This window comes from Arenimonas fontis, assembly GCF_008386465.1.
GTDB lineage: Bacteria > Pseudomonadota > Gammaproteobacteria > Xanthomonadales > Xanthomonadaceae > Arenimonas > Arenimonas fontis.
The window spans coordinates 232,943-256,718 of the sequence record NZ_VUOD01000002.1; the positions used below are offsets into that span (position 1 = coordinate 232,943).

Sequence of the window (23,776 nt, forward strand, 5' to 3'; positions counted from 1 at the left end):
GCCATGCTCTGGGCCGCCATCCACCTGCCGCAGCGGGCGATCGACGCCGTCCTCCGCCGTCAGCCGGAGCCGGAAGCGCCGCTGGCCCTGGTCGAGGGCCCGCCGCAGCGCCGGCAGGTACTGCTGGCCAATGCCGCCGCCCGCGAGGCCGGCGTGCAGGCGGGCCAGGCCCTGACCGCCGCCCTCGCGCTCTGCCCGAACCTGGCGGTGGCCGGCCACGATGCCGCCGAAGCGGGTGCGTTGCTGGAGCTCGCCTGCGCCTGGGCCTACGGCTATTCCGGCCAGGTCTGCAGCGAGCCGGCCCAGGACACGGTCTGGCTGGAAGTCGGCGGCAGCCTGGGCCTGTTCGGTCCCTGGCCGCGCTTCGAACGCCTGCTGCGCGACGACCTGCAGGCCCTGGGCCTGGAACACCGCATCGGCCTGGCACCGACGCCGCTGGCGGCGCTGTGCCTGGCACGGCATCGCGATGGCCTGGCGGTGACGGCCATCGAAGCGCTGCGGCAGATGCTCGACCACCTACCCATCGCCACGCTGCCGCTGCAGGACGCCACCCGCGAGGCCCTGGCCGCGCTCGGCGTCCGTCGCCTGCGGCAGTTGCTGGCGCTGCCGCGCGCCGGCCTGCGCCGGCGTTTCGGCGCGGAGCTGGGACAGTGGCTGGACCGGCTCACCGGCGCCACGCCCGATCCGCGCCCCGCCTACCGGCCGCCGGAGCGCTTCGAACGCCGCTTCGAATTCGACGACGAGATCCGCTACCACACCGGCCTGCTCTTTCCGCTGCGCCGCCTGCTGACCGATCTCGCCGGCTTCCTGGCCGGGCGCGACGGCGGCGTGCAGCGTTTTCACCTGCGTTTCGAACACGAGCTGCACGCGCCCAGCCGGCTGCAGGTCGGCACCGCCATACCCGAGCGCGATCCGGCGCGGCTGTTCGAGCTGGCGAGGCTGGTGCTGGAACGCGAGACGCTGCCGGCACCGGTGCGGGCGCTGTCGGTCTGCGCCGAGGAACTACCGCCCTTCGTGCCGGCGGCCACCGACCTGTTCGACACCCGCCCTGCCGGCGCCCTGGACTGGTCGGCATTGCAGGCGCGGCTGCAGGCACGGCTCGGCGCCGAGGCGGTGCACCGCTACGCCCTGCAGCCCGATCCGCGCCCGGAACGGGCGATGCGCCGCCTGCGCGAGCAAACGCCGGGCGAAACGCTGAGCGCCATGCCCCTGCCCCGCCCGACCTGGCTGCTGGCCCGGCCCATTCCCCTGCGCGGCCCGGCACCAACGGTGCTGGCCGGGCCCGAACGCATCGAATCGGGCTGGTGGGATGGCGAGGACCTGCGCCGCGACTACTACGTGGTGCGCACCGGCAACGGCCAGCGCGCCTGGGTGTTCTGCCCGGCCGGCGAACGCGGGCCGTGGATGCTGCATGGCTGGTTCGCATGAAGCTCGTATCGCTTGCCGCCCGGGCACGCGGCGCCGTGTCGCGCGGCACGCCATCGCCTGAACCCGACCTCCCCGGCTACGCCGAACTGCACTGCCTGAGCCACTTCAGCTTCGGCCGCGGCGCCTCCAGCGCGCTCGAGCTGTTCCGGCGGGCGAAGCAGCAGGCTTACACCGCCCTGGCCATCACCGACGAATGCAGCCTGGCCGGCATCGTCCGCGCCTGGGAAGCTTCGAAGGAGACGGAACTGCCGCTGATCACCGGCAGCGAATTCACCCTCAGCGATGGCTTGAAGCTGGTGCTGCTGGTCGAGGACGAGGCGGGCTACTCGTGTCTGTGCCGGCTGATCACCCGGGCACGGATGCGTTGCGAGGATGGCCACGGTTACCAGCTGCACCGCAGCGATTTCAGCGAACCCACCGACGGCCTGCTGGCCTTGTGGATTCCCGGCGCCGAACCCGATCCCGGCCAGGGCCGCTGGCTGCGCGAGCGTTTCCCCGGCCGCACCTGGCTGGCGGTGGAACTGCACCGCGGCCCCGACGACGATGCCCGCCTGCGCCGGTTGCTGGACCTGGCCGCATGGCTGGAGCTGCCGGCCGTGGCCGCCGGCGACGCGCACATGCACGTGCGCGGCCGCCGCGCCCTGCAGGACCTGCTGACCGCCCTGCGCCTGCGCCGCAGCGTCGCCGAGGCCGGCGACCGGCTCTTCCCCAATGGCGAACGGCACCTGCGCACGCGCCGTGCCCTGGCCGCCATCTATCCGCAGGCGCTTCTGGAAGAAAGCCTGCGCATCGCCGCTCGTTGCCGCTTCCGGCTCGACAGCCTGCGCTACCGGTACCCGCGTGAACTGGTGCCGGAAGGCCACACGCCCAGCAGCTGGCTGCGCGAACTCACCGAGGCCGGCATGCGCCGGCGCTGGCCGCAGGGCACGCCGCCGGCGGTACGCGAGCGCATCGAATCGGAGCTGGCCCTGATCGCCGAGCTGGGCTACGAGGCCTTCTTCCTCACCGTCGAGGACATCGTCCGCTACGCCCGCTCGCGTGGCATCCTCTGCCAGGGACGCGGCTCGGCGGCGAACTCCGCGGTCTGTTTCGCCCTGGGCATCACCGCGGTGGATCCGGCGCATTCGCGCCTGCTGTTCGGCCGCTTCCTCTCGCGCGAGCGCAACGAACCGCCCGACATAGACGTGGACTTCGAGCACGAGCGGCGCGAGGAAGTCATCCAGTACGTCTACCGCAAGTACGGCCGCGAGCGCGCCGCCCTGGCCGCCACCGTGATCTGCTACCGCGGCCGCAGCGCCCTGCGCGATGCCGCCCGCGGCCTGGGCCTGCCGCCGGACGAGGTGAACCGGCTCAGCCGCTGCCTGGATCCCTGGCAGGGCCTGAAGCAGGCCGAGCAGCACCTGCGCGAACACGGCTTCGACCCGGAGGCGCCGATCCTGCGCCGCATCCTCGCCCTGGCCCGGCAGCTGGAGGGCGCGCCGCGGCACCTGAGCCAGCACGTCGGCGGCTTCGTCATCTCCGACCGGCCGCTGCACCACCTGGTGCCGGTGCGCAACGCCGCCATGCCCGAGCGCAGCATCATCGAGTGGGACAAGGACGACCTGGAATCGCTGGGCCTGCTGAAGGTGGACTGCCTGGCCCTGGGCATGCTCACCGCCATCCGCAAGTGCCTGGACCTGCTGCGCTGGCACGAGGGCAAGGACCTGGAACTGGCATGCATCCCCACCGATGACGATGCCACCTACACCATGATCCAGGCCGCCGACACCATCGGTGTCTTCCAGATCGAATCGCGGGCGCAGATGGCGATGCTGCCGCGGCTACGGCCGGCGAATTTCTACGACCTGGTGATCCAGGTGGCGATCGTGCGGCCGGGCCCCATCCAGGGCGACATGGTGCATCCCTACCTGCGCCGCCGGCAGGGCAAGGAAAAGGTGGAGTACCCGCGCCCCGAGCTGAAGCCGGTGCTGGACCGCACCCTCGGCGTGCCGCTGTTCCAGGAACAGGTGATGGAGCTGGTGATGGTGGCCGCCGGTTTCAGCGCCGGCCGCGCCGACGCAGTGCGGCGCGGCATGGCCGCATGGAAACGGCGCGGTGGCCTGGAGGAATTCCGCGCCGACCTGCTGGCCGGCATGGCCGAGCGCGGCTACACGCAGGAGTTCGCCGAGCGCATCTATTCGCAGATCGAGGGTTTCGCCGACTACGGCTTCCCGGAATCGCATGCCGCCAGCTTCGCCCTGCTCACATACGCCAGCGCCTGGCTGAAATGCCATCACCCGGCCGCCTTCACCTGCGCCCTGCTCAATTCGCAGCCCATGGGTTTCTACAGCCCTTCGCAGCTGGTGCAGGACGCGCAGCGGCACGGCGTGCAGGTACGGCCGGTGGACATACGCCACAGCCAATGGGACTGCAGCCTGGAAGACGTGCCCGACGCGTCGCCGGCGCTGCGCCTGGGCCTGCGCATGGTCTCGGGCCTGTCGCAGGAGACGGCCGAGTCCCTGCTGCGTGCCCGCGCCGCCGCACCCTTCCGCGATGTCGCCGATCTCTGCCTGCGCGCCGGCCTGGACGAACGTTCCCGCGTGCTGCTGGCCGAGGCCGGCGCCCTGCGCGGCCTGGCCGGGCACCGGCACCGGGCGCGCTGGGCCGCCACCGGTGTCGAGCCGCAGCGGCCGCTGCTGCCGACGCCAGCCGAGGAAGACGCGGCACCGCTGCCCGTGCCCAGCACCGGCGAGGACCTGCTGGCCGACCACGCCCGCCTCGGCCTCAGCCTGGGCCCGCATCCGCTGCGCCTGCTGCGCGCCCGCCTGGCGGCGCGCCGCTACCGCCGTTCGCGCGAGCTGGAAGGCCTGGCGCATGGCACGCCGGTGCGGATCGCCGGCCTGGTCACCGGCCGGCAGCGGCCGCAAACCGCCAGCGGCGTCACCTTCGTCACCCTCGAGGACGAGGACGGCAATGTGAACGTGGTGGTCTGGTCGCACTTGGCCGAGCGCCAGCGCCGGGTGCTGGTGGCCTCACGCCTGCTCGGCGTCGAAGGACGGCTGGAAACGGTGGATGGCGTGCGGCACGTGATCGCCGCCCGCCTGCACGACGAAAGCCCGCTGATCGGCGCCCTGGCGACCCGCTCGCGCGATTTCCGCTGAAGGCCCCGGGCTCCCCGGGGCAGGAAACCCACGGTGCCTGCCGACCGATACCGGCACCGAGGTCCGCCGACAGTCCAGCGGCGCCGGCGCACAGGGCCGGACACTTCAGCGCGCCTGCCGGGTCCAGTGCTGCCCGCATCGGGCACAGGCCCGCCGGGAATTGGTGCCGGAAATAGGATTCGAACCTACGACCTACGCATTACGAATGCGCCGCTCTACCAGCTGAGCTATTCCGGCGTGAGGGCGCGGATTCTAGGGCCCGCGCCGAGGGACGGTCAATTTACCAGCTGGATCCGCAGTTCCCTGGGCAGGGCGAAGACCATGTTCTCCGGCTCGCCTTCCAGGTCCTGAACGCCACCGTCGGCGCCCAGCTCGCGCAGGCGGGCGATCACTTCCTGCACCAGCACCTCGGGGGCGGAGGCGCCGGCAGTGACGCCGATCCGGGTCTTGCCGGCCAGCCACTCGGGGCGGATGTCGGCAGCGCCGTCGATCAGGTGCGCCGGCACGCCCTCGCGCTCGGCCAGCTCGCGCAGGCGGTTGGAGTTGGAGCTGTTGGCCGAGCCCACCACCAGCACCAGGTCCGCCTGGCCGGCCAGCAGGCGCACGGCGTCCTGGCGGTTCTGGGTGGCGTAGCAGATGTCGTCGTTCTTCGGGCCCTGGATGGCGGGAAAGCGCCTGCGCAGGGCCTCGATGATGCCGCGGGTGTCGTCCACCGACAGGGTGGTCTGGGTGGTGTAGGCGCAGTTCTCGGGCTGGCTCAGCTCCAGGCCGGCGACGTCCCCGACATCCTCGACCAGGTAGATGCGGCCCTGGCCGCACTGGGCGTTCCACTGGCCCATGGTGCCTTCGACCTCCGGATGACCGGCATGGCCGATCAGCACCACGTCGCGGCCCTGGCGGCAGTGACGGGCCACTTCCAGGTGCACCTTGGTCACCAGCGGACAGGTGGCGTCGAACACCTTCAGGCCGCGCCGCTCGGCCTCGCTGCGCACGGCCTGGGAAACGCCGTGGGCGCTGAAGATGACGGTGGCGCCGTCCGGCACCTCGTCCAGCTCCTCGACGAAGATCGCACCGCGCTGGCGCAGGTCCTCGACGACGAAACGGTTGTGCACCACCTCGTGGCGCACGTAGATCGGCGCGCCCAGGGTCTCGATGGCGCGCTTGACGATCTCGATGGCGCGGTCGACGCCGGCGCAGAAACCGCGGGGGTTGGCGAGCAGGATGTCCATGTCGGCGATTATCCGCCTTCCCCGGCCCGTTTCGGGGCCGCGAAACTGAACAGCACCAGCCCGATGGCCCCGGCCACGATGGCCGAATCGGCCAGGTTGAAGGCCGGCCAGTGCCAGGTCCCGTAGTACCAGTCGACGAAATCCACCACGTAGCCGAAGCGCAGGCGGTCGATCAGGTTGCCGACCGCGCCGGCCACCACCAGCGCCAACGGCACCGCCGTGCGCCAGTCGGTCCGCGGCGTATGCCGCAGCCAGCGCACCATCAGGCCGCTGACCAGCACCGCCAGCAGGCTGAAGAACCAGCGCTGCCAGCCGCCGGCCGAGGACAGGAAGCTGAAGGCGGCGCCGGTGTTGTGCACCAGGGTCCAGTTCCAGAAGCCCTCGATCACCGGCACCGGCCGGCCGTACTCGAGGGCGTGCATGGCCCAGTACTTGCTCGCCTGGTCGGCCAGCACCAGCACGGCCGACAGCCACAGCCAGGGCGTGGCATCGGGCGAGGGCCGGGCCATCAGAACCACCGCCGGTTTTCGCCGGCGCCGTAGACGTTCTCCATGCAGCGGCCGCACAGCTCCGGGTCATCGGCGAAGCTGCCGACCTCCGGACGGTAGTGCCAGCAGCGCACGCACTTGCCGTGCTTCGTCGCCACCGCCTTCACTTCCACGCCCTCGCCCGCGCGGATGTCCAGGCGCGAGGTGATGAAGAAGAAGCGCAGCTCCTCCGCCACCGGCGCCAGGCGTGCGTGGGTGGCGGCGTCCAGCTGCAGGTCCACCTCGGCCTCGAGCGAGGCGCCGATCTCGCCGGAGGCACGCATCGGCTCCAGCACCTTGGCCACGGCTTCGCGCAGCTCCAGCAGCCTGTCGAAATCCGCCGGCGACAGCTGCGCGTCGGCCGGCAGCGGCGCCAGGCCCTCGTACCAGGTGGCCAGCATCACGTTGTCGGCGCGCTGGCCCGGCAGGTGCCGCCAGATCTCGTCGGCGGTGAAGCTCAGCACCGGCGCGATCCAGCGCACGAAGGCCTCGGCGATGCGGAACATGGCGCTCTGCGCCGAGCGGCGGCCATGGCTGTCGCGCGGCATGGTGTAGAGGCGGTCCTTGGTGACATCCAGGTAGATGGCGCCCAGGTCATTGGTGCAGAAGTTCTGCACCGCCGCCACCACCGCGGCGAAGTCGTGCTCCTCGTAGTCGCGCCGGATCTGCGCCTGCAGCTCGTGGGCGCGGTGCACGGCCCAGCGGTCCAGCAGCAGCAGCTGATCGTTGGGCAGCAGGTGCGCCTCCGGATCGAAGCCGTGCAGGTTGCCCAGCAGGAAGCGGGCGGTGTTGCGGATGCGGCGGTAGGCGTCGGCGGTGCGCTTGAGGATGTCGTCGGACACCGACATCTCGTTGCGGTAGTCGGCCGAGGCCACCCACAGGCGCAGCACGTCGGCGCCCAGCGTGCCGATCACCTTCTGCGGTTCGACCACGTTGCCAACCGACTTGGACATCTTCCGGCCCTGGGCATCGACGGTGAAGCCGTGAGTCAGCACCGCCTTGTAGGGCGCCTCGCCGTCCATCGCCACGCCGGTCAGCAGCGAACTCTGGAACCAGCCGCGATGCTGGTCGGAGCCCTCGAGGTAAAGATCGGCCGGCTTGCCCAGGCCATCTGCACCGCGCTCGGCCAGCACCGCCTCGTGGGTGACGCCGGAATCGAACCAGACGTCGAGGATGTCGGTGACCTTCTCGTAGTCTGCGGCTTCCGCGCCCAGCAGTTCGGCCGGGTCCAGGTCGTACCAGGCGTCCACGCCATGCTCGGCCACCCTGGCGGCGACCTGGTGCATCAGTTCGACCGAACGCGGATGCGGCTCGCCGGTGACCTTGTGCACGAACAGGGCGATCGGCACACCCCAGGTGCGCTGGCGGCTGATGCACCAGTCCGGCCGGCCCTCGACCATGCCGGCGATGCGCGCCCGGCCCCACTCGGGGAAAAAGCGCACCTTGCCGATCTCGGCCAGGGCGTCGCGGCGAAGCCCGGCCTGTTCCATCGAGATGAACCACTGCGGCGTGGCCCGGAACGCCACCGGCGACTTGTGCCGCCAGCAGTGCGGATAGCTGTGCTCGAGCTTGCCCTCGGCCAGCAGCACGCCACGCTCGCGCAGCAGGCCGGCGATGAAGGTGTTGGCCTTCCAGATGTGCATGCCCTCGACCAGGGGCGTGCCCGGCAGATAGACGCCGTTGCCGCCGACCGGGTTGAGCTCGGGCGTGGCGTATTTCTCCAGCAGGCCGTACTTCAGGCCGACCTGGTAATCCTCCTGGCCATGGCCGGGAGCGGTGTGCACGGCGCCGGTGCCGGCGTCGGTGGTGACGTGATCGCCCAGGACCAGCGGCACCTGGCGGTGCCCGTAGAACGGATGCCGCAGCAGCAGGCCTTCCAGCGCGGCACCCCTGGCACGGCCGAGCACGACCGGCGTGGCGATGCCGTACCGTGCCAAGGCCTGTTCGTGCAGTGCCTCCGCCAGCACCAGCAGCACCTGCCGGCGCGTGCCATCCGGGCCCTCCCGGGCCGGCCCCTTGACCAGCACGTAATCCAGATCGGCGCCCAGGGTCACGGCCAGCGAGGCCGGCAGGGTCCAGGGCGTGGTGGTCCAGATCGGCACCGCCACGATGGCGTCGCCGGCGTCCACGCCGAACTTGCCGGCCAGCGCCACCGCATCCACGGCGTCATAGGCCACGTCCACCTGCGGCGAAACCTTGTCTGCGTATTCGATCTCCGCCTCGGCCAGGGCCGAGCCGCAGTCGAAGCACCAGTGCACCGGCTTGACGCCGCGGCTCAGGTGCCCGCGTTCGATGATCTTCGCCAACGCCCGCAACATGGCGCCCTCGAAGGCGAAGTCCATGGTCCGGTAAGGCTTTTCCCAATCCCCGATTACGCCCAGGCGCTGGAAGTCGCGCGACTGGCCGGCGATCTGCTCGGCGGCGTACTCGCGGCACTTGGCGCGGAAGGCGGCCGCGTCCAGCCTGTCCCCGACCTTGCCAAACTTCTTCTCCACCGCCAGCTCGATCGGCAGGCCGTGGCAGTCCCAGCCAGGTACGTAGGGCACGTCATAGCCGGCCATCAGCCGCGACTTGACCACCATGTCCTTGAGGATCTTGTTGACGGCGTGGCCGATGTGGATGGCGCCGTTGGCGTACGGCGGGCCATCGTGCAACACGTAGCGCGGCCGGCCCTTGCCGGCCTCGCGCAGCTTCGCGTACAGGCCCTCGGCCTGCCAGCGCGCCAGCACGTCCGGCTCGCGCTTCGGCAGGTCGCCGCGCATGGGGAAGGCCGTCTCCGGCAGGTTGATGCTGTGCTTGTAGTCCTTGCCGCCGCTGTCGCTCACGCCGTCACTCCGCGTTCCTCACGGTCACGCGCCAGGGCCTCGCGGGCCCGGGCCGCATCCTCGTCCATCTGCCGCACCAGGGCCGGCAGGTCGTCGAACTTCCTCTCGTCGCGAAGCTTCGCCACGAACTCCACCTCGATCCGGCGCCCGTACAGGTCGCCGTCGAAGTCGAACACATGCGCCTCGAGCAGCGGCTCCACCCCGTCCACGGTCGGACGCGTGCCCAGACTGGACACCGACGGCATCGGCCCGGCACCGATGCCGCGCACCCAGGTGGCGAAGATGCCGCTCAGGGCCGGGCGCTTGCCGGCCAGGCGGAGATTGGCGGTCGGATAACCGAGCTTGCGGCCCAGTTGCCGGCCGCGCACCACCTTGCCGGCGATGGCATAACGCCGGCCCAGGGCCTTCGCCGCCAGTTCCAGCTTTCCTTCCGCCAGCCAGGCCCGGATTGCCGTGCTCGACCAGCGCTCGCCCTCGCCCACCGCCTCGATGCCACCGGCGACGAAGCCGTGCTCCGGCCCCATCGCCTGCAGCATCGCCAGGTCGCCGCGGCGGCGGTTGCCGAAGCGGAAATCCGGGCCGACCCAGACCTCGCGCGCCCGCAGCTTCTTCGCCAGCACGCGGGTGACGAAGTCTTCGGCCGGCATCGCCGCCATCGCCGCGTTGAAACGCAGCAGGCCGACCACGTCCATGCCCAGGGCGCGCAGGCCTTCGTACTTGGCCCGCGGCAGCAGCAGCCGCGGCGGCGGGTCATCGCCACCGAAGAACTCGCGCGGCAACGGTTCGAAGCTCACTGCCACGGCCGGCAGGCCCAGCAGCCGGGCACGGCCGCGCGCGTGGCCGATCAGCGCCCGGTGGCCCCGGTGGAGGCCGTCGAAGGCGCCGATGCAAACCACGCTGCCCTGCGGGCAAGGTGACTCGCCCTCGACGTCCCGGAACAGCCTGCTCATGGCGCGAAGTATAGCCGGCGCGGTTCAGGGCCCGCGCAGCTCGCGCGGCCGCCAGCCCATCGCCAGCAGGGCCAGGCCGTAGCCGGCGGCGCCGGCGGCAACCACCGCCAGCAACCAGCCCCAGCGGGCCAGGCCGGACCAGGCGCGCCAGTCGCCCACCGCGCGATCCGCCAGCCAGACCACGGCCGTCATCACCGCGCAGGCCAGCAGCAGACGCAGCAGGTGCCGGCCCCAGCCCGGCGCCAGCGTCAGACCGCCACGACGCAATGCCCGCCACAGCAGACCGGCGTTGGCCAGGCCGGCCAGGCCGGTGGCCAGTGCGATGCCGGCGTGGGCGCCGGGCACGTTCGACAGCCACAGCGGCGTGGTGATCGCCGCGGTCAGGGCGACGTTGATGAACACCGTCGCCACCGCTGCGCGCATCGGCGTGCGGGTGTCCTGCCGGGCGTAGAAGGCCGACAACAACACCTTGCTGGCCATGAAGCCTGGAATGCCCACCGCCATGGCCATCATCGCCAGCGCGGTCATGCGGCTGTCGGCAGCCAGGAACTCGCCGCGCTCGAAGATGGTGATGGCCAGGGGCTCGGCCAGCAGCCACAGGCCCAGGGCCGCCGGCAGCGCCAGCAGCAACACCGTACGCAGTCCCCAGTCCAGGGCCTCGGCGTAGCCGTCGGCGTCGGTGTCGGCGTGCCGGCGCGCCAGGTGCGGAAGGATCACCGTGCCCAGGGCCACTCCGAACACGCCCAGCGGGAACTCGATCAGGCGGTCGGAGTAGTACAGCCAGCTCTGGCTGCCGTCCACCAGCAGCGAGGCGAACATGGTGCCGACGATCAGGTTGAGCTGGGCCACCGAGGACGAGAACAGGGTCGGCAGCATCAGCCGGCGGACCTTGCGCACGCCCGGGTGCTGCAGTTGCAGGCGCAGCCGCGGCCTCAGGCCCAGCCGGCCCAACGCCGGCCACAGCAACAGCAGCTGCAGGGCGCCGGCGGCAAGCACGCCCCAGGCCAGGGCCTTGATCGGCACTTCCAGCCAGGGCGACAGCGCCAGCATGGCGGCGATCACCGCCAGGTTGTGCAGCACCGGGGTCAGGGCTGGCAGGGCGAAACGCTCGAAGGAATTGAGCACCGCGCCGGCCAGGGCCGTCATCGAGACCAGGGCCAGATAGGGAAAAACGATGCGCAGCAGCTCGGCCGTGAGCCCGAACTTGCCCGGGTCGTCCAGGCTGCCCGGGGCGATCAGGGCCACCACCGCCGGTGCTGCCAGCATGCCCAGGCCGCTGACCACCAGTACCGTCGCGCACAGGGCGCCGGCGACGTGGTCCAGGAAGTCCTTGAGCGCCGCCTCGTCGCCCTTCTGCCGCAGCTCCGACAGCACCGGCACGAAGGCCGAAGCGAAACTGCCCTCGGCGAAGATCCGCCGCAGGTAATTGGGGATGCGGTAGGCGATGGCGAAAGCGTCCACCAGGCCGCCGGCGCCGAACAGCTGGGCCTGGACCATGTCGCGGACGAAACCGGCGACCCGCGACAGCAGGGTCATCGCACCGAACACCGCGCCCGAGCGCAGCAGGCCGCCGCGTCGGCTCATGCCCGCGCCTCCCGGACGACCGGCCTGACCGCCCCCCCGGTTTGACTCAAGCCCTTGAATCCCCCATAATTCGCGGTCTTTGGACCCCCGAACTTCCGCCGGCCCCGCAGGGGCTGGCCGTCACCCACCGTTTTCAGGAGCCCTCCGTGGCCAACATCAAGTCCGCCAAGAAGCGCGCCAAGCAGACGCTGGTCCGCAACGCCCGCAACGCCAGCCAGCGCTCGATGCTGCGCACCGCCGTGAAGAAGGTCCTCAAGGCCCTGGAGGCCAAGGACGCCGCCGGCGCCGAGGCCGCGTTCGCCGCCGCCCAGCCGATCCTCGACCGCTACTCGGCCCGTGGCCTGATCCACAAGAACAAGGCCGCCCGCCACAAGAGCCGCCTGAGCGCCCACATCAAGGCCCTCAAGCAGGCCTGAGGCCGCGGCGCCCGCGGGCGCCGCACCTGGCGAACGAAGGCCGGCGCAAGCCGGCCTTTTTGCTGCCCGGCGATCGCCGCCCGTCGATCGGCCCGCCGCTACCGCGCCGCCAGCGCCCCGCCGCGGCCGACCGGCCCGCGCCGCGCCGCGCCGGGCCGGTGCCCCCGCCACCCGCATGCGGGCGCGCGACTGCGGCGGCGTCGCGCCCTCAGCCATCGCGGCCCATCTCCGCGCGGGCGGCGGCGTCCTCGGCCGCTTCCCGGGCCGCGGCTTTCTGCTCGTCGAAGAACTGCTGCACCTTCAGCGCCACCGGCCAGGTGCCTTCACGGCCCAGGGCCGAGACCATGAACCAGGGCTGCCGCCAGTCCAGGGCGGCGATGATCGCCTCGGCCCTGGCCTGCCGCTCCTGCTCGGGCAGCAGGTCGGCCTTGTTCAGCACCAGCCAGCGCGGCTTTTCCAGCAGGGCCGGATCGTGCTTGCGCAGTTCTTCCTCGATCGCCCGCACCTGCCGGACCGGATCCTCGCCCTCGCCGAAGGGCGCCATGTCCACCAGGTGCAGCAGCAACCGGGTGCGCTGAATGTGGCGCAGGAACAGCGCACCCAGGCCTGCGCCCTCCGCCGCCCCCTCGATCAGGCCGGGAATGTCGGCGACCACGAAGCTGCGGTCGGTCTCCACACTGACCACGCCCAGGTTCGGGTACAGCGTCGTGAACGGATAATCGGCCACCTTCGGCGTCGCCGCCGAGACGGCGCGGATGAAGGTGGACTTGCCGGCGTTGGGGAAACCCAGCAGGCCGACGTCGGCCAGCAGCTTCAGTTCCAGGCGGATCTCGCGCTCCTCGCCCGGAGTGCCCGGCGTGGCCTTGCGCGGCGCCCGGTTCACCGAGCTCTTGAAATGCACGTTACCCTTGCCGCCGGTGCCGCCCCTGGCCACCAGCAGGCGCTCGCCATGCCGGGTCAGGTCGCCGATGATTTCGTCGGTGGCGACGTTGATGACCTCGGTGCCGACCGGCACGCGGATCACCACGTCCTCGCCGGCCTTGCCGAACATCTGCCGGCCCATGCCGTTCTGGCCGCGCTGGGCGCGGAAATGCCGCTGGTGGCGAAAATCCACCAGGGTGTTGAGGTTCTCGTCGGCCTGCAGCCAGACGCTGCCGCCGTCGCCGCCGTCGCCGCCGTCGGGGCCACCCAGCGGAATGAACTTCTCGCGCCGGAAGCTGATGCAACCGTTGCCGCCGTTGCCGGCGCTGACCAGGATGGTGGCTTCGTCGACGAACTTCACGTGCAGTGCTTTCCGGGTAAGGGGCGGAGACCAGCCCGATTGTGGGCCGTCGCCGCGGCGCCGTGAAGGGCGGCGGTCACTTGCGGGGTCCGGAAACGAAAGGCCCCGCCGAAGCGGGGCCTCCCGGGCGTTTCCGGGATCGGCCTCAGGCCGCCGGCACGACGCTGACGGTGCGGCGCTTGTTCGGGCCCTTGACCGAGAAGTCCACCACGCCGTCCACCAGGGCGAACAGGGTGTGGTCGCGACCCAGGCCCACGCCCGGACCGGGATGGAACTGGGTGCCGCGCTGGCGGACGATGATGTTGCCGGCCTCGACGGCCTGGCCGCCGTAGATCTTCACGCCCAGGTACTTCGGGTTGGAATCGCGGCCGTTGCGGGACGAGCCTACGCCTTTTTTCTGTGCCATGACGTTGTCTCCTCAGCTCAGCCGGCGATGCCGGTGATTTCGATCTCGGTGTAATGCTGCCGGTGGCCCATCTGCTTGCGATGGTGCTTGCGGCGGCGGAACTTGATGATGCGGACCTTGTCCAGGCGGCCGTGGGCCTTGACGGTGGCGGTGACCTTGGCACCCGCGACCTTCGGGGAGCCGACGGTGACCTTCTCGCCGTCACCGAGCAGGAGCACCTCGTCGATCTCGATGCTGCTGCCCGGTTCGGCGTCCAGCTTCTCGACGCGGAGGGTCTCGCCCTTCATCACGCGATACTGCTTGCCGCCGGTAACGATGACTGCGTACATGACCGGATTCCTCTGTAGTTATTTTCGAAAGCCTGCCCGCGGCCACGGGACAGAAGCGGAATTCTAGGGGAAAAACCCTTTTTTGGTCAAACCTTTCCGTCCTGCCGATAGCGGCCTGGCCCGATCCCGGCCGGCACCATCCCCGCCGGCACGGGCAAGCCCCTGGCCCGGCAGGGTTTTCCGCCCGCACACAAGGCGGACGGAGTCTGTCCGCGGCGCCCTGCTAGACTGCCCGGTTCCGCCCCACCGGAAGCCCCCGAACCGGCGCATGGACACGATCCGCATCCGCGGTGCCCGCACCCACAACCTCAAGAACATCGACCTGGACCTGCCCCGGGACCGGCTGATCGTCATCACCGGCCTGTCCGGCTCGGGCAAGTCCTCGCTGGCCTTCGACACCATCTACGCCGAGGGCCAGCGCCGTTACGTGGAGTCGCTGTCGGCCTACGCCAGGCAGTTCCTCAGCGTGATGGAGAAGCCGGACGTGGACCACATCGAGGGCCTCTCCCCGGCCATCTCGATCGAGCAGAAATCCACCTCGCACAACCCGCGCTCGACCGTCGGCACCATCACCGAGGTCTACGACTACCTGCGCCTGCTGTTCGCCCGGGTCGGCAGCCCGCGTTGCCCGGACCACCACTACCCGCTGGAGGCCCAGACCATCGGCCAGATGGTCGACCAGGCGCTGGCGCAGCCGGAGGGCCGCCGCTACATGCTGCTGGCGCCGGTGGTGCGCGACCGCAAGGGCGAGCACGTGCAGGTGTTCGAGCAACTGCGCGCCCAGGGTTTCGTCCGGGTGCGGGTCGACGGCGAGCTGTACGAACTGGACAACGTGCCGCGCCTGGCCCTGCGGCAGAAGCACAGCATCGAGGCGGTGGTGGACCGGTTCCGCCCGCGCCAGGACCTGCGCCAGCGCCTGGCCGAGAGCTTCGAGACCGCGCTCAAGCTGGGCGACGGCCTGGCCGAGGTGCGCGACCTGGACGATCCGGATGCGGCGCCGCTGCTGTTTTCCTCCAAGTTCAGCTGCCCGGTCTGCGACTACGCCCTTCCCGAGCTCGAGCCCCGGCTGTTCTCCTTCAACGCGCCGATGGGCGCCTGCCCAAGCTGCGACGGCCTGGGCGTGACCCAGTTCTTCGACCCGGCCCGGGTGGTGGTGCACCCCGAGCTGAGCCTGGCCGCCGGCGCGGTGCGCGGCTGGGACCGCCGCAACGCTTACTACTTCCAGCTGATCGTCTCGCTGGGCAAACACTACGGCTTCGACCCCGACACCCCCTGGCAGGAGCTGGACGAGCGGGTGCGCCAAGCGGTGCTGTACGGCAGCGGCGAGGAGGTGATCACCTTCACCTACCTTACCGAGTCCGGCGGCCGCACCCAGCGCAAGCACCGTTTCGAGGGCATCCTGCCCAACCTGGAGCGGCGTTACCGCGAGACCGAATCGCAGGTGGTCAAGGAGGAGCTTTCGAAGTTCATCTCCGACCGGCCCTGCCCCGACTGCGGCGGCGCCCGCCTGAACCGGGCCGCCCGCAACGTGTTCGTGGCCGAGCGCACGCTCCCGCAACTGACGAAACTGCCGGTGGACGAGGCCCTGGCCTTCTTCTCCGGACTGAGCCTCGACGGCTGGCGTGGCGAAATCGCCGCCAAGATCGTCAAGGAGATCGCCGAACGCCTGCGCTTCCTGGTGGACGTCGGCCTGGATTACCTGACCCTGGAGCGCAAGGCCGATACCCTGTCCGGCGGCGAGGCCCAGCGCATCCGCCTGGCGAGCCAGATCGGCGCCGGCCTGGTCGGCGTGATGTACGTGCTGGACGAACCCTCCATCGGCCTGCACCAGCGTGACAACGAGCGCCTGCTCGGAACCCTGGTGCGGCTACGCGACCTCGGCAATACGGTGATCGTGGTCGAACACGACGAGGACGCCATCCGCACCGCCGACCACATCGTGGACATAGGGCCTGGAGCCGGCGTGCACGGCGGCGAGGTGGTCGCCCAGGGCCGGCTGGAGGACATCCTGGCTGCCCCGCGCTCGATCACCGGCGCCTACCTGTCGGGCAAGCGCCGCATCGAGGTGCCGAAGCAGCGACGCCGGCCCAACCCGAAGATGACCCTGCGCCTGCTGGGCGCCAGCGGCAACAACCTCAAGGACGTGGATCTGGGCATTCCCGCCGGACTGTTCACCTGCATCACCGGCGTCTCCGGCTCGGGCAAGTCCACCCTGATCAACGACACCCTGTTCCGGCTGGCTTCGGCCGAGCTCAACGGCGCTTCACAGACGCCGGCGCCCTATCGCGAAGTACAGGGGCTGGAGCTGTTCGACAAGGTGGTGGACATAGACCAGAGCCCGATCGGCCGCACCCCGCGTTCGAATCCGGCGACCTATACCGGCCTGTTCACCCCGCTGCGCGAACTGTTCGCCCAGGTGCCGGAGGCACGCGCCCGCGGCTATTCGCCGGGACGGTTCAGCTTCAACGTGCGCGGCGGCCGCTGCGAGGCCTGCCAGGGCGACGGCCTGATCAAGGTCGAGATGCACTTCCTGCCCGACGTCTACGTGCCCTGCGACGTTTGTCACGGCAAGCGCTACAACCGCGAGACGCTCGACATCCTGTACAAGGGCCACAGCATCCATGACGTGCTGGAAATGACTGTCGAGGATGCGCTGAAACTGTTCGAGAACGTGCCAGCCATCGCCCGCAAGCTGGAGACCCTGGTGGACGTCGGCCTGAGCTACGTCAAGCTGGGCCAGCCGGCCACGACGCTGTCGGGTGGCGAGGCGCAGCGGGTCAAGCTCAGCAAGGAGCTGAGCCGGCGCGACACCGGCCGTACCCTGTACATCCTCGACGAGCCGACCACCGGCCTGCACTTCCACGACATCGAACACCTGCTGGCCGTGCTGCACCGCCTGCGCGACGAGGGCAACACGGTGGTGGTGATCGAACACAACCTGGACGTGATCAAGACCGCGGACTGGATCGTGGACCTGGGTCCCGAGGGCGGTCACCGCGGCGGCCGGATCATCGCCGAAGGCACGCCGGAAGAGGTTGCGGCCAATCCCGGCTCGCACACCGGCCGCTTCCTGGCCAGGGTGCTGGGCGAGGCAGCGCCGGTTCCGAAACGGAGGAAGCGGGCGTGAGCCGGCTGCGGTGTCGGCGCTGCCGCCCGCCCGACGCTCAGGGCACGGGCGCCTCGCGCCGGACCGGGTACTCCGCGTAAAGGCGCCGGCCGTCGGCCAGCACCAGACGGATCCGGACGACGTCGCCCTCGGACAGGGGCCGCAGCGGCTTCATCAGCATCAGGTGCAGGCCGCCGGGTTCGAACGCCAGCGACTCGCCGGGCGCCAGCACCAGCCTGCCGGCTTCGCGCATCCGGCTGATGCCGTCGATCTCCTCGGTGCGATGGATCATCGGCGCGCCGAAGTCCAGACTTTCGACGTCCACCACCTCGACCACGGCATCGCAAGGATTGCGCAGCACCAGATAGCCGGCCAGGGCGGCGGCGCCGGGAGGCGCCGCGCGCACCCAGGGCCTCTCGACGAGCGGACGGCAGCCGGGCTCGGCAACGGCGACTGAAGAAAGGGCGATGAGGGCAAACCCCAGGCAAAGGTCTCGTGCGTTCATGGGCCTATAGTAGCCCCGCAGCCACCCTGGAGCCTTGCATGCGTCCGTACCTGCTTGCCTTCGCCACTTCCCTCGCGCTCGGCCTGCCCCTGGCCGCCGCCGCCGAATCCCCCCGCCTGACTGTCTACAGCGGCGATTACGAAGCCGTGGCCCAGTCCGGCGGCCCCCCGGGCCGTATCGGCCTGGCCCGCTACGAAGCCGAACTGAGGTTCGAACTGCCGGCCGGGCGCTCCGAGCAGCGTCTGGGCGGCTTGCCGGCGGCCCTGGACGCCGGCTCCGTCCTGCTGCGCCCGCGCGGGCAGGCGCGTGTCGCCGGCCAGCGCTTCGATTTCGCCATCGCCGGCCAGGAAGAGCTGCTGCGCCGGGCGATCGGCCGCCAGGTGACGGTGGAGCAGGACATCGGCGGCAGCCGGCAAACCCATACCGGCGTGCTGCTGGCGGCCGGCAACGGCCTGAGCCTGCGCCTGCCGGACGGCCGCGTGCGGGTGCTGTCGGAATACGCCAGTTTCGAGCTGCCCGCCCTGCCCGAGGGCGTGGTCAACGAACCCACCCTGGTCTGGACCCTGGACGCCACCCGCGCCGGCCACCAGGCCTTCGACCTGGCCTACGACACCGGAGGCCTGGGCTGGCGCGCCGAATACCAGGCGGAACTGGCCGGTCAGGGCCAGGCCTGCCGCATGCGCCTGGAAGGCGGGGCCATGGTGGTGAACCGCTCCGGCACCGATTTCCGGGAGGTCGCGCTCACCCTGGTGGCCGGCGAACCCAACCGGGCCTCGGCGCCCGTGGTGGCGGAGATGGCGGCGGTCGTCGTTTCCGGAACCCGGGCCAAGGCCACCTACGACGCCGCCCCGGATGCCCGCGTCGCCGGCGAATCGCACGCCTACCGCATCCCCGGCCTGAGCACCCTGGCCGATGGCAGCATCCAGCGCCTGCCCCTGCTCGACGCCGCCGAGGGCATCGTCTGCGAGCGTCGCTACGACATCGGCACGCCGGGCAACGACTGGTCGCCGCCGCAGCCCATACTGGACCGCAACTTCAACGGCGATGGCGGCGAACGGCCGGTAACGGCGAATCTCGCCTTCCGCAACCGCGGACAGGGCCTGGGCGTGCCGCTGCCGGCGGGTCGTGTCCGCGTCAGCGAGAACGGCGACCTGCTGGGCGAGGCCATGATCGGCCACACCGCCGCCGGCGCGGAGGTGCGCCTGTCCCTGGGCACCGCCTTCGACCTCGATGCCGAGCGCACACGCGCCGGCTTCCAGCTCGACCGCGCCGGCCGGCAGATGACCGAGACCGTGCGCTACACAGTGCGCAACGCCAAGGCCGGCGCCGCCACCGTGCGCATCCACGAGCCGATGCCGCGATGGAGCGAATGGGAGCTGGTATCCAGCAGCGTGCCGGCGGCGGCGCGCGATGCCCAGTCGGCCAGCTTCGACCTGAAGGTGCCGGCCGGCGGCGAAGCGCAGCTCGAGTACACGGTGCGGTATCGTTGGGCCCCGGACGTACCCACCCGCTGAACCACCATGATCGAACTGCACCGCCATGACGACATCCTCGAAATCCGGCTGGCCCGTCCGCCGGTCAACGCCCTCGACCCGGAGCTGCTGGCGGCGCTGCGCACCGCCGTCCGGGCCGCGCCCGGCGAGGGCGCCCGCGGCGTCGTCGTCGCCGGCGGTCCGAACGTGTTCTCCGGCGGCATGGACGTGCCACACCTGATGAAGCTGGATCGCGCTGCGCTGACGGCGGCCTGGTGGGGATTTTTCCAGACTGCCCGTGCCATCGCCGAATCGCCGGTGCCGGTGGTCGCCGCCATCGGCGGTCACAGCCCGGCCGGCGGCTGCGTGCTCGCGCTGTGCTGCGACTACCGGGTGATGGCGCGCGGGCCGTTCCGGATCGGCCTGAACGAAGTGCAGGTCGGGCTGGTGGCGCCGGACGCGATCCAGCACCTGATGCGTCGGCTGATCGGGCCCTACCGGGCGGAACGCCTGCTGGTGGCCGGCGCCCTGGTGGATGCCGAACAGGCGCAGGCGCTCGGCCTGGTGGACGAGCTCACCGATGCCGAACACGTCACCGTGCGCGCCCGCGCCTGGCTCGAAGAACTGCTGAAACTGCCCGCCGAACCGATGCTGGCGACGCGGCGCCTGGCCCGCGCCGACCTGGTGGCGGCACTCGCAGGCTTCAGCGAATCCGAGCTCGGCGGTTTCGTGGACGGCTGGTACCGGCCGGATTGCCAGGCGGCGCTCAAGGCACTGGTCGCCAGGCTGGGCAAGTGATGCGGGCGGCGATGCTGCGCGGTGTCTGGCTGCTGGCGCTGGCCAGCCTGCTCGCCGGCTGCGAGCGGCCGGTGCCGCAGGACTTCCGGGACTACGTCGGCCACTGGCGCGGCGAAGGCATGCTGGTGGTGATTTCGGCCTCGGGCCATGGCCATTACGAGCGCGTCCGGGGCCGCCAGCGCACCTCGATCGAAGGCCCGGTGCATTCCTTCAGCCGGAGCGGATTCCGTATCGGCATCGGCGCCCTGAGCGCGCGCTTCGAAGTGAACGAGCCGCCGCACCGGGACGAAGACGGTCGCTGGCGGATGACCGTGGACGGCGTCGAACTGACCCGGCTGGAGATCGCGCCGGCCGACGCGGAAGGCGGCGAGGGGCTCAGGATCTAGCCGGCTCGCCCGTTTCCACCGGGCGGGCGCGGTCGCTCACCCAGCCGCTCCAGGACGGCGCGTAGATGCGCGCGCCGGCCAGGCCGGCATGTTCCATTGCCAGCAGGCCATGGCAGGCGGTGACGCCGGAGCCGCAATACAGCAACACCTGGTCCGGCGGACGCCCGCGCAGCAGCGCCTCGTATTCGTGGCGCAGCACCTCGGCCGGCTTGAACCGGCCGTCGGCCTCGAGGTTCAGGGCGAAGGGCCGGTTCACGGCGCCGGGAATATGGCCCGCCACCGGGTCCAGCGGCTCCTGCTCGCCCCGGTAGCGCTCGGGCGCGCGCATGTCGAGCAGCCAGCCGGGCGCCTGGCCCAGACCGGCCAGCACCTCCTCGGTGCCGGCGACCTGCCCGTGGTCGAACCCGGCCAGGTAGCGGCCGCGCGCCGGCGGTCGGGGTTCGTCCCGCTCCAGCGGCCCGCCGATGGCGCGCCAGGCCGCCAGACCGCCGTCCAGCACCGACACCCTGGCATGCCCGAGCAGGCGCAACAGCCACCAGAACCGGGCCGCCGCCATGGCGCCGCCGGCATCGTCATAAGCCACCACGTCGGAAGCGGGGCTGATGCCCAGCCGCTCGAGCAAGGCCAGGAAATCGCCGACACGCGGCAAGGGGTGCCGCCCCTCCGAGGCTGGCCGCGACAGGTCGCACAGGTCCCGGTCCAGGTGCGCATGTACCGCGCCGGGGATGCGGGCCTGCCGCCAGGCACGCTCGCCGGCGTCCGCATCGGCCAGGACGTGCCGGCAATCCACCACCACCAGGCCGGGGCGGCCCAGGCGTTCGCGCAGGGCCTGCGCCGACAGCAGCGGACTCATGACGCCGCCTCCAGGCGCTGCCGCAGGTTCAGCAGCATGGCCGCGGTGGCGCCCCAGATGCGATGGCCACCATGACGGAACTCGAGCACGCGCCGCCGCATGCCGCGGACCTCCATCTCCACGGTGTGCAGGTTGCCGGGATCGAGCAGGAAGTCCAGGGGCACTTCGAAGGCTTCGGCCACCTCGCCCGGATCCGGCCGGACCCGGAAATCGCCGGCGACGCGCGCCACGACCGGATAGACGTGAAAGCCCGTGATCGTGGCGAAGGAGTCCAGATAGCCCTGGGGTCGGGACAGCCCCGGCCCCAGGCCGACCTCCTCCTCGGCCTCGCGCAGCGCCGCCGACACCGGGTCGCGATCACCGGGCTCGATGCGGCCGCCCGGGAAGGAAACCTGGCCGGCATGCAGACGCAGCGCCTCGGTGCGCCGGGTCAGCAACACCTGCGGCCCGGCAGGCCGCTCGATCAGCGGCACCAGCACGGCCGCCGGCCGCAGGCCGGCGCCGGCGGGCAGCAGGCCGTCAAGATCCCTGAGATTCCAGGGCTCGGTCGCGGGCGGCTCGGTCAGCGGGTGCAGCGCGGCCGGCAGGCGTGCCAAGGGGTCGGCGAGGCCGCTCACGCCCGCAGGGCCTCGCGGGCCGGCAGCACCGTTTCCATCAGGTGCAGGCGCTCGTCATCGCTCATCTGCGACCATCGGGCGATCTCGGCCACCGTGCGGTGGCAGCCGTCGCAGATTCCGTCCGCGCCCAGCGAGCACACCCCGATGCAGGGGCTGAGCACGGCCCGGAATGCGGGAGGGAACGACATCGGGCGAAAACGGGCCGCCGCGCCGGGTGCGGCGCGGCGGCGGCGACTTACCTGACGCTGACCAGGGTGATGTCGAACACCAGCGCCTGGCCCGGACCGACCGGCGAACGCGGATCGTTGCCGAAGGCCTTCTCCGGCGGCAGGAACACCTCCCAGCGGGCGCCCTGCGGCATCATCAGCAGCGCCTCACGCACGCCGGCGATCGGGAACTCCGACACCTTGAACGACACCGGCGCCGGATTCTGCTGGGCATAGGTGTTGGCGAACTCCTGGCCGGTGGAGACGGAGCCGCGGTAGTGGATCTGCACGGTGCTGTCGTTGGTCGGCTTGGCGCCGGAACCGGGGTCGATCACCCGGTACAGCACGCCGCTGGGCAGGGCCACCACGTTCGGCTTGGAACGGGTCGAGGCCAGGAAGGCGTCGGACTTGGCCTTGTTCTCGCGGGCCACGCGCTCGATCTCGGCGCGCGCCTCGGCGATCATGCGTTGCTGCAGGCCGGCCAGCTGCGCGTCCATCTGCGCCTTGGGATAGGCCGGATCCTTCTTGGCGAAACCGTCCTGCACCGCGCGGATGACGGCGTTGATGTCCACGTCGACGTTCTGCTCGGCCAGGTCGCGACCGAGGTCGTAGCCGATCGCATAACTCAGGACCGGCTTGTTCACCGGCGGCGGCGCCGGCTGCTGCTGGGCGGGCGCCGGGGCGTTCTGCGCAAGGACCGGAGCGGCAACCAGACCGAGGGCCGCCAGGGTGGCAGCCAACACACGCAACTTCATCAGGAACTCTCCTGTGGTGGATACACGGGGCGCACGGGCCCCGAAAGGCCGCGCTAGGATAGCCCCGGCAGGGCTTAACCGCCACTGACACCGGCCGGAGCGCCAGGCTCGGACCCGGAACGGTGGCCGAAGTTCCCATCATCCCGACCATCCGCATCCCGGAGAGATCCATGGCTTTCACCCACCTCCTCGTCGAGGACCGCGACGCCGTCCGGCGCATCACCGTCAACCGCCCCGACAAACTGAACGCCCTGAACCGCGCCACGCTGTCGGAACTGCATCTGGCCTTCCACGCCGCCGGCGCCGACGAAGGGGTGCGGGCGGTGGTGTTGACCGGCGCCGGCGCCAAGGCTTTCGTCGCCGGCGCCGACATCGCCGAGATGAACGGCCTGAGCCCGGTGCAGGCTCGCGAATTCTCGCGCCTGGGACAGACGCTCATGCAGCGCATCGAAACCCTGGGCAAACCGGTGATCGCCCGGATCAACGGCTTCGCCCTGGGCGGCGGCCTGGAACTGGCCATGGCCTGCCATCTGCGCATCGCCGCCGACAGCGCCAAGCTGGGCCAACCGGAAGTGAACCTGGGCCTGATCCCCGGCTTTGGCGGCACCCAGCGCCTGCTGCGCCTGTGCGGCCGCGGCGCCGCCCTGGAACTGTGCCTGACCGGCAATCCGGTGGACGCCGCCCGCGCCGTCCAGCTGGGTCTGCTGACCCGGGCCGTGCCGGCGGAGCGACTGGATGCCGAAGTGGATGCGCTGGCCTCGGCGCTGGCCCAGGCCGCGCCCCAGGCGCTGCGCGGCATACTCGACGCCGTGACGATCGGTGGCGAAGCCGGCCTGGCAACCGGCCTGGACTATGAAACCCAGGCTTTTGCCCTGGCCTTCTCCACCGAGGACATGAAGGAAGGCACCCGCGCCTTCCTGGAACGGCGCAAGCCGCAGTTCACGGGGCGCTGAGCGCCGCGC

The 23,776-nt window shown here is 71.1% G+C and carries 18 protein-coding genes, 1 tRNA gene and 2 pseudogenes; 8 read left to right on the forward strand and 13 right to left on the reverse strand.

Annotated elements, in window-relative coordinates; all coding sequences use genetic code 11:
- Positions 1–3 precede the first annotated feature (3 nt).
- Positions 4–1,428 (forward strand): Y-family DNA polymerase, encoded by a 1,425-nt coding sequence (locus F0415_RS03465; protein ID WP_149859798.1) that lies wholly within the window; start codon positions 4–6, stop codon positions 1,426–1,428.
- The gene (locus tag F0415_RS03470) at positions 1,425–4,568 is read left to right on the forward strand and encodes an error-prone DNA polymerase (RefSeq protein ID WP_149859799.1); all 3,144 of its coding nucleotides are present in this window, start codon (positions 1,425–1,427) and stop codon (positions 4,566–4,568) included. Before F0415_RS03465 ends, F0415_RS03470 begins: the two co-directional genes overlap by 4 nt.
- Before the next feature lie 161 nt (positions 4,569–4,729).
- Here the strand turns inward: F0415_RS03470 and F0415_RS03475 are convergent.
- From F0415_RS03475 to murJ, 6 genes are all read right to left on the reverse strand, one after another.
- Positions 4,730–4,805, reverse strand: a tRNA-Thr gene (locus F0415_RS03475).
- Positions 4,806–4,843: 38 nt separating this feature from the next.
- On the reverse strand, positions 4,844–5,797 hold the full coding sequence (gene ispH, locus F0415_RS03480; protein WP_149859800.1) for a 4-hydroxy-3-methylbut-2-enyl diphosphate reductase: 954 nt from the start codon (positions 5,795–5,797) through the stop codon (positions 4,844–4,846).
- A gap of 8 nt (positions 5,798–5,805) precedes the next feature.
- Positions 5,806–6,309 carry a signal peptidase II gene (gene lspA, locus F0415_RS03485; protein WP_149859961.1) on the reverse strand — a complete coding sequence of 168 codons (504 nt, stop codon included), beginning with the start codon at positions 6,307–6,309 and terminating at the stop codon, positions 5,806–5,808.
- The gene (ileS, locus tag F0415_RS03490; protein WP_246149868.1) at positions 6,306–9,086 is read right to left on the reverse strand and encodes an isoleucine--tRNA ligase; all 2,781 of its coding nucleotides are present in this window, start codon (positions 9,084–9,086) and stop codon (positions 6,306–6,308) included. Before ileS ends, lspA begins: the two co-directional genes overlap by 4 nt.
- Before the next feature lie 59 nt (positions 9,087–9,145).
- Positions 9,146–10,099, reverse strand: a complete 954-nt coding sequence (locus F0415_RS03495; protein ID WP_149859802.1) for a bifunctional riboflavin kinase/FAD synthetase — start codon at positions 10,097–10,099, stop codon at positions 9,146–9,148.
- A gap of 24 nt (positions 10,100–10,123) precedes the next feature.
- On the reverse strand, positions 10,124–11,665 hold the full coding sequence (murJ, locus tag F0415_RS03500) for a murein biosynthesis integral membrane protein MurJ (RefSeq protein WP_425457817.1): 1,542 nt from the start codon (positions 11,663–11,665) through the stop codon (positions 10,124–10,126).
- Positions 11,666–11,829: 164 nt separating this feature from the next.
- Here murJ and rpsT point away from each other — a divergent pair, with 164 nt between their 5' ends.
- On the forward strand, positions 11,830–12,099 hold the full coding sequence (rpsT, locus tag F0415_RS03505) for a 30S ribosomal protein S20 (RefSeq protein WP_149859804.1): 270 nt from the start codon (positions 11,830–11,832) through the stop codon (positions 12,097–12,099).
- 208 nt (positions 12,100–12,307) lie between these two features.
- Here rpsT and cgtA read toward each other — a convergent pair whose 3' ends face one another.
- The 3 genes from cgtA to rplU all read right to left on the reverse strand — a co-directional run bounded on the left by cgtA (position 12,308) and on the right by rplU (position 14,116).
- The gene (gene cgtA / locus F0415_RS03510; protein ID WP_149859805.1) at positions 12,308–13,381 is read right to left on the reverse strand and encodes an Obg family GTPase CgtA; all 1,074 of its coding nucleotides are present in this window, start codon (positions 13,379–13,381) and stop codon (positions 12,308–12,310) included.
- A 145-nt stretch (positions 13,382–13,526) separates the two neighbouring features.
- Positions 13,527–13,787, reverse strand: a complete 261-nt coding sequence (rpmA, locus tag F0415_RS03515; protein ID WP_149859806.1) for a 50S ribosomal protein L27 — start codon at positions 13,785–13,787, stop codon at positions 13,527–13,529.
- A 17-nt stretch (positions 13,788–13,804) separates the two neighbouring features.
- On the reverse strand, positions 13,805–14,116 hold the full coding sequence (rplU, locus tag F0415_RS03520) for a 50S ribosomal protein L21 (RefSeq protein WP_149859807.1): 312 nt from the start codon (positions 14,114–14,116) through the stop codon (positions 13,805–13,807).
- Between the two features lie 268 nt (positions 14,117–14,384).
- Here rplU and uvrA point away from each other — a divergent pair.
- Positions 14,385–17,228, forward strand: a pseudogene (gene uvrA, locus F0415_RS03525) (excinuclease ABC subunit UvrA); the annotation flags it as partial.
- Positions 17,229–17,280: 52 nt separating this feature from the next.
- On the opposite strand, the gene F0415_RS03530 reads toward uvrA, so the two are convergent.
- Entirely contained in the window at positions 17,281–17,727 is a 447-nt protein-coding gene (locus tag F0415_RS03530) for a copper chaperone PCu(A)C (protein WP_149859809.1), read from the reverse strand.
- Between the two features lie 38 nt (positions 17,728–17,765).
- On the opposite strand from F0415_RS03530, the gene F0415_RS03535 reads away from it, so the two are divergent.
- The 3 genes from F0415_RS03535 to F0415_RS03545 are packed head-to-tail and all read left to right on the forward strand — an operon-like array spanning position 17,766 to position 20,383.
- Positions 17,766–19,241, forward strand: a complete 1,476-nt coding sequence (locus F0415_RS03535) for a DUF4139 domain-containing protein (RefSeq protein WP_149859810.1) — start codon at positions 17,766–17,768, stop codon at positions 19,239–19,241.
- A 6-nt stretch (positions 19,242–19,247) separates the two neighbouring features.
- Complete coding sequence (locus F0415_RS03540) at positions 19,248–19,997, forward strand: enoyl-CoA hydratase/isomerase family protein (RefSeq protein ID WP_149859811.1); 750 nt, start codon at positions 19,248–19,250, stop codon at positions 19,995–19,997.
- Entirely contained in the window at positions 19,997–20,383 is a 387-nt protein-coding gene (locus tag F0415_RS03545; protein WP_149859812.1) for a hypothetical protein, read from the forward strand. Before F0415_RS03540 ends, F0415_RS03545 begins: the two co-directional genes overlap by 1 nt.
- Here the strand turns inward: F0415_RS03545 and F0415_RS03550 are convergent.
- From F0415_RS03550 to F0415_RS03560, 3 genes and pseudogenes are all read right to left on the reverse strand, one after another.
- On the reverse strand, positions 20,373–21,236 hold the full coding sequence (locus F0415_RS03550) for a sulfurtransferase (RefSeq protein WP_149859813.1): 864 nt from the start codon (positions 21,234–21,236) through the stop codon (positions 20,373–20,375). The two genes, F0415_RS03545 and F0415_RS03550, sit on opposite strands and share 11 nt — an antisense overlap.
- Positions 21,233–22,041, reverse strand: a pseudogene (locus F0415_RS03555) (CoA pyrophosphatase). The gene F0415_RS03550 and the pseudogene F0415_RS03555 overlap by 4 nt, the downstream one beginning before the upstream one ends.
- A gap of 47 nt (positions 22,042–22,088) precedes the next feature.
- Positions 22,089–22,814: an FKBP-type peptidyl-prolyl cis-trans isomerase N-terminal domain-containing protein gene (locus F0415_RS03560; RefSeq protein ID WP_149859814.1), complete on the reverse strand. Its 726-nt coding sequence runs from the start codon at positions 22,812–22,814 to the stop codon at positions 22,089–22,091.
- 170 nt (positions 22,815–22,984) lie between these two features.
- Here F0415_RS03560 and F0415_RS03565 point away from each other — a divergent pair, with 170 nt between their 5' ends.
- Positions 22,985–23,767 (forward strand): enoyl-CoA hydratase/isomerase family protein, encoded by a 783-nt coding sequence (locus F0415_RS03565; RefSeq protein WP_149859815.1) that lies wholly within the window; start codon positions 22,985–22,987, stop codon positions 23,765–23,767.
- The last annotated feature ends 9 nt before the right edge of the window (positions 23,768–23,776 follow it).

Excerpts from the sequence above, each read along its gene's own strand:
- F0415_RS03465 (WP_149859798.1), top strand. The coding sequence starts at position 4 with ATGCTCTGGGCCGCCATCCACCTGCCGCAGCGGGCGATCGACGCCGTC.
- F0415_RS03470 (WP_149859799.1), top strand. The coding sequence starts at position 1,425 with ATGAAGCTCGTATCGCTTGCCGCCCGGGCACGCGGCGCCGTGTCGCGC.
- ispH (WP_149859800.1), bottom strand. The coding sequence starts at position 5,797 with ATGGACATCCTGCTCGCCAACCCCCGCGGTTTCTGCGCCGGCGTCGAC.
- ileS (WP_246149868.1), bottom strand. The coding sequence starts at position 9,086 with ATGCGCGGCGACCTGCCGAAGCGCGAGCCGGACGTGCTGGCGCGCTGG.
- F0415_RS03495 (WP_149859802.1), bottom strand. The coding sequence starts at position 10,099 with ATGAGCAGGCTGTTCCGGGACGTCGAGGGCGAGTCACCTTGCCCGCAG.
- rpmA (WP_149859806.1), bottom strand. The coding sequence starts at position 13,787 with ATGGCACAGAAAAAAGGCGTAGGCTCGTCCCGCAACGGCCGCGATTCC.
- rplU (WP_149859807.1), bottom strand. The coding sequence starts at position 14,116 with ATGTACGCAGTCATCGTTACCGGCGGCAAGCAGTATCGCGTGATGAAG.
- F0415_RS03530 (WP_149859809.1), bottom strand. The coding sequence starts at position 17,727 with ATGAACGCACGAGACCTTTGCCTGGGGTTTGCCCTCATCGCCCTTTCT.
- F0415_RS03535 (WP_149859810.1), top strand. The coding sequence starts at position 17,766 with ATGCGTCCGTACCTGCTTGCCTTCGCCACTTCCCTCGCGCTCGGCCTG.
- F0415_RS03540 (WP_149859811.1), top strand. The coding sequence starts at position 19,248 with ATGATCGAACTGCACCGCCATGACGACATCCTCGAAATCCGGCTGGCC.
- F0415_RS03545 (WP_149859812.1), top strand. The coding sequence starts at position 19,997 with ATGCGGGCGGCGATGCTGCGCGGTGTCTGGCTGCTGGCGCTGGCCAGC.
- F0415_RS03550 (WP_149859813.1), bottom strand. The coding sequence starts at position 21,236 with ATGAGTCCGCTGCTGTCGGCGCAGGCCCTGCGCGAACGCCTGGGCCGC.
- F0415_RS03560 (WP_149859814.1), bottom strand. The coding sequence starts at position 22,814 with ATGAAGTTGCGTGTGTTGGCTGCCACCCTGGCGGCCCTCGGTCTGGTT.
- F0415_RS03565 (WP_149859815.1), top strand. The coding sequence starts at position 22,985 with ATGGCTTTCACCCACCTCCTCGTCGAGGACCGCGACGCCGTCCGGCGC.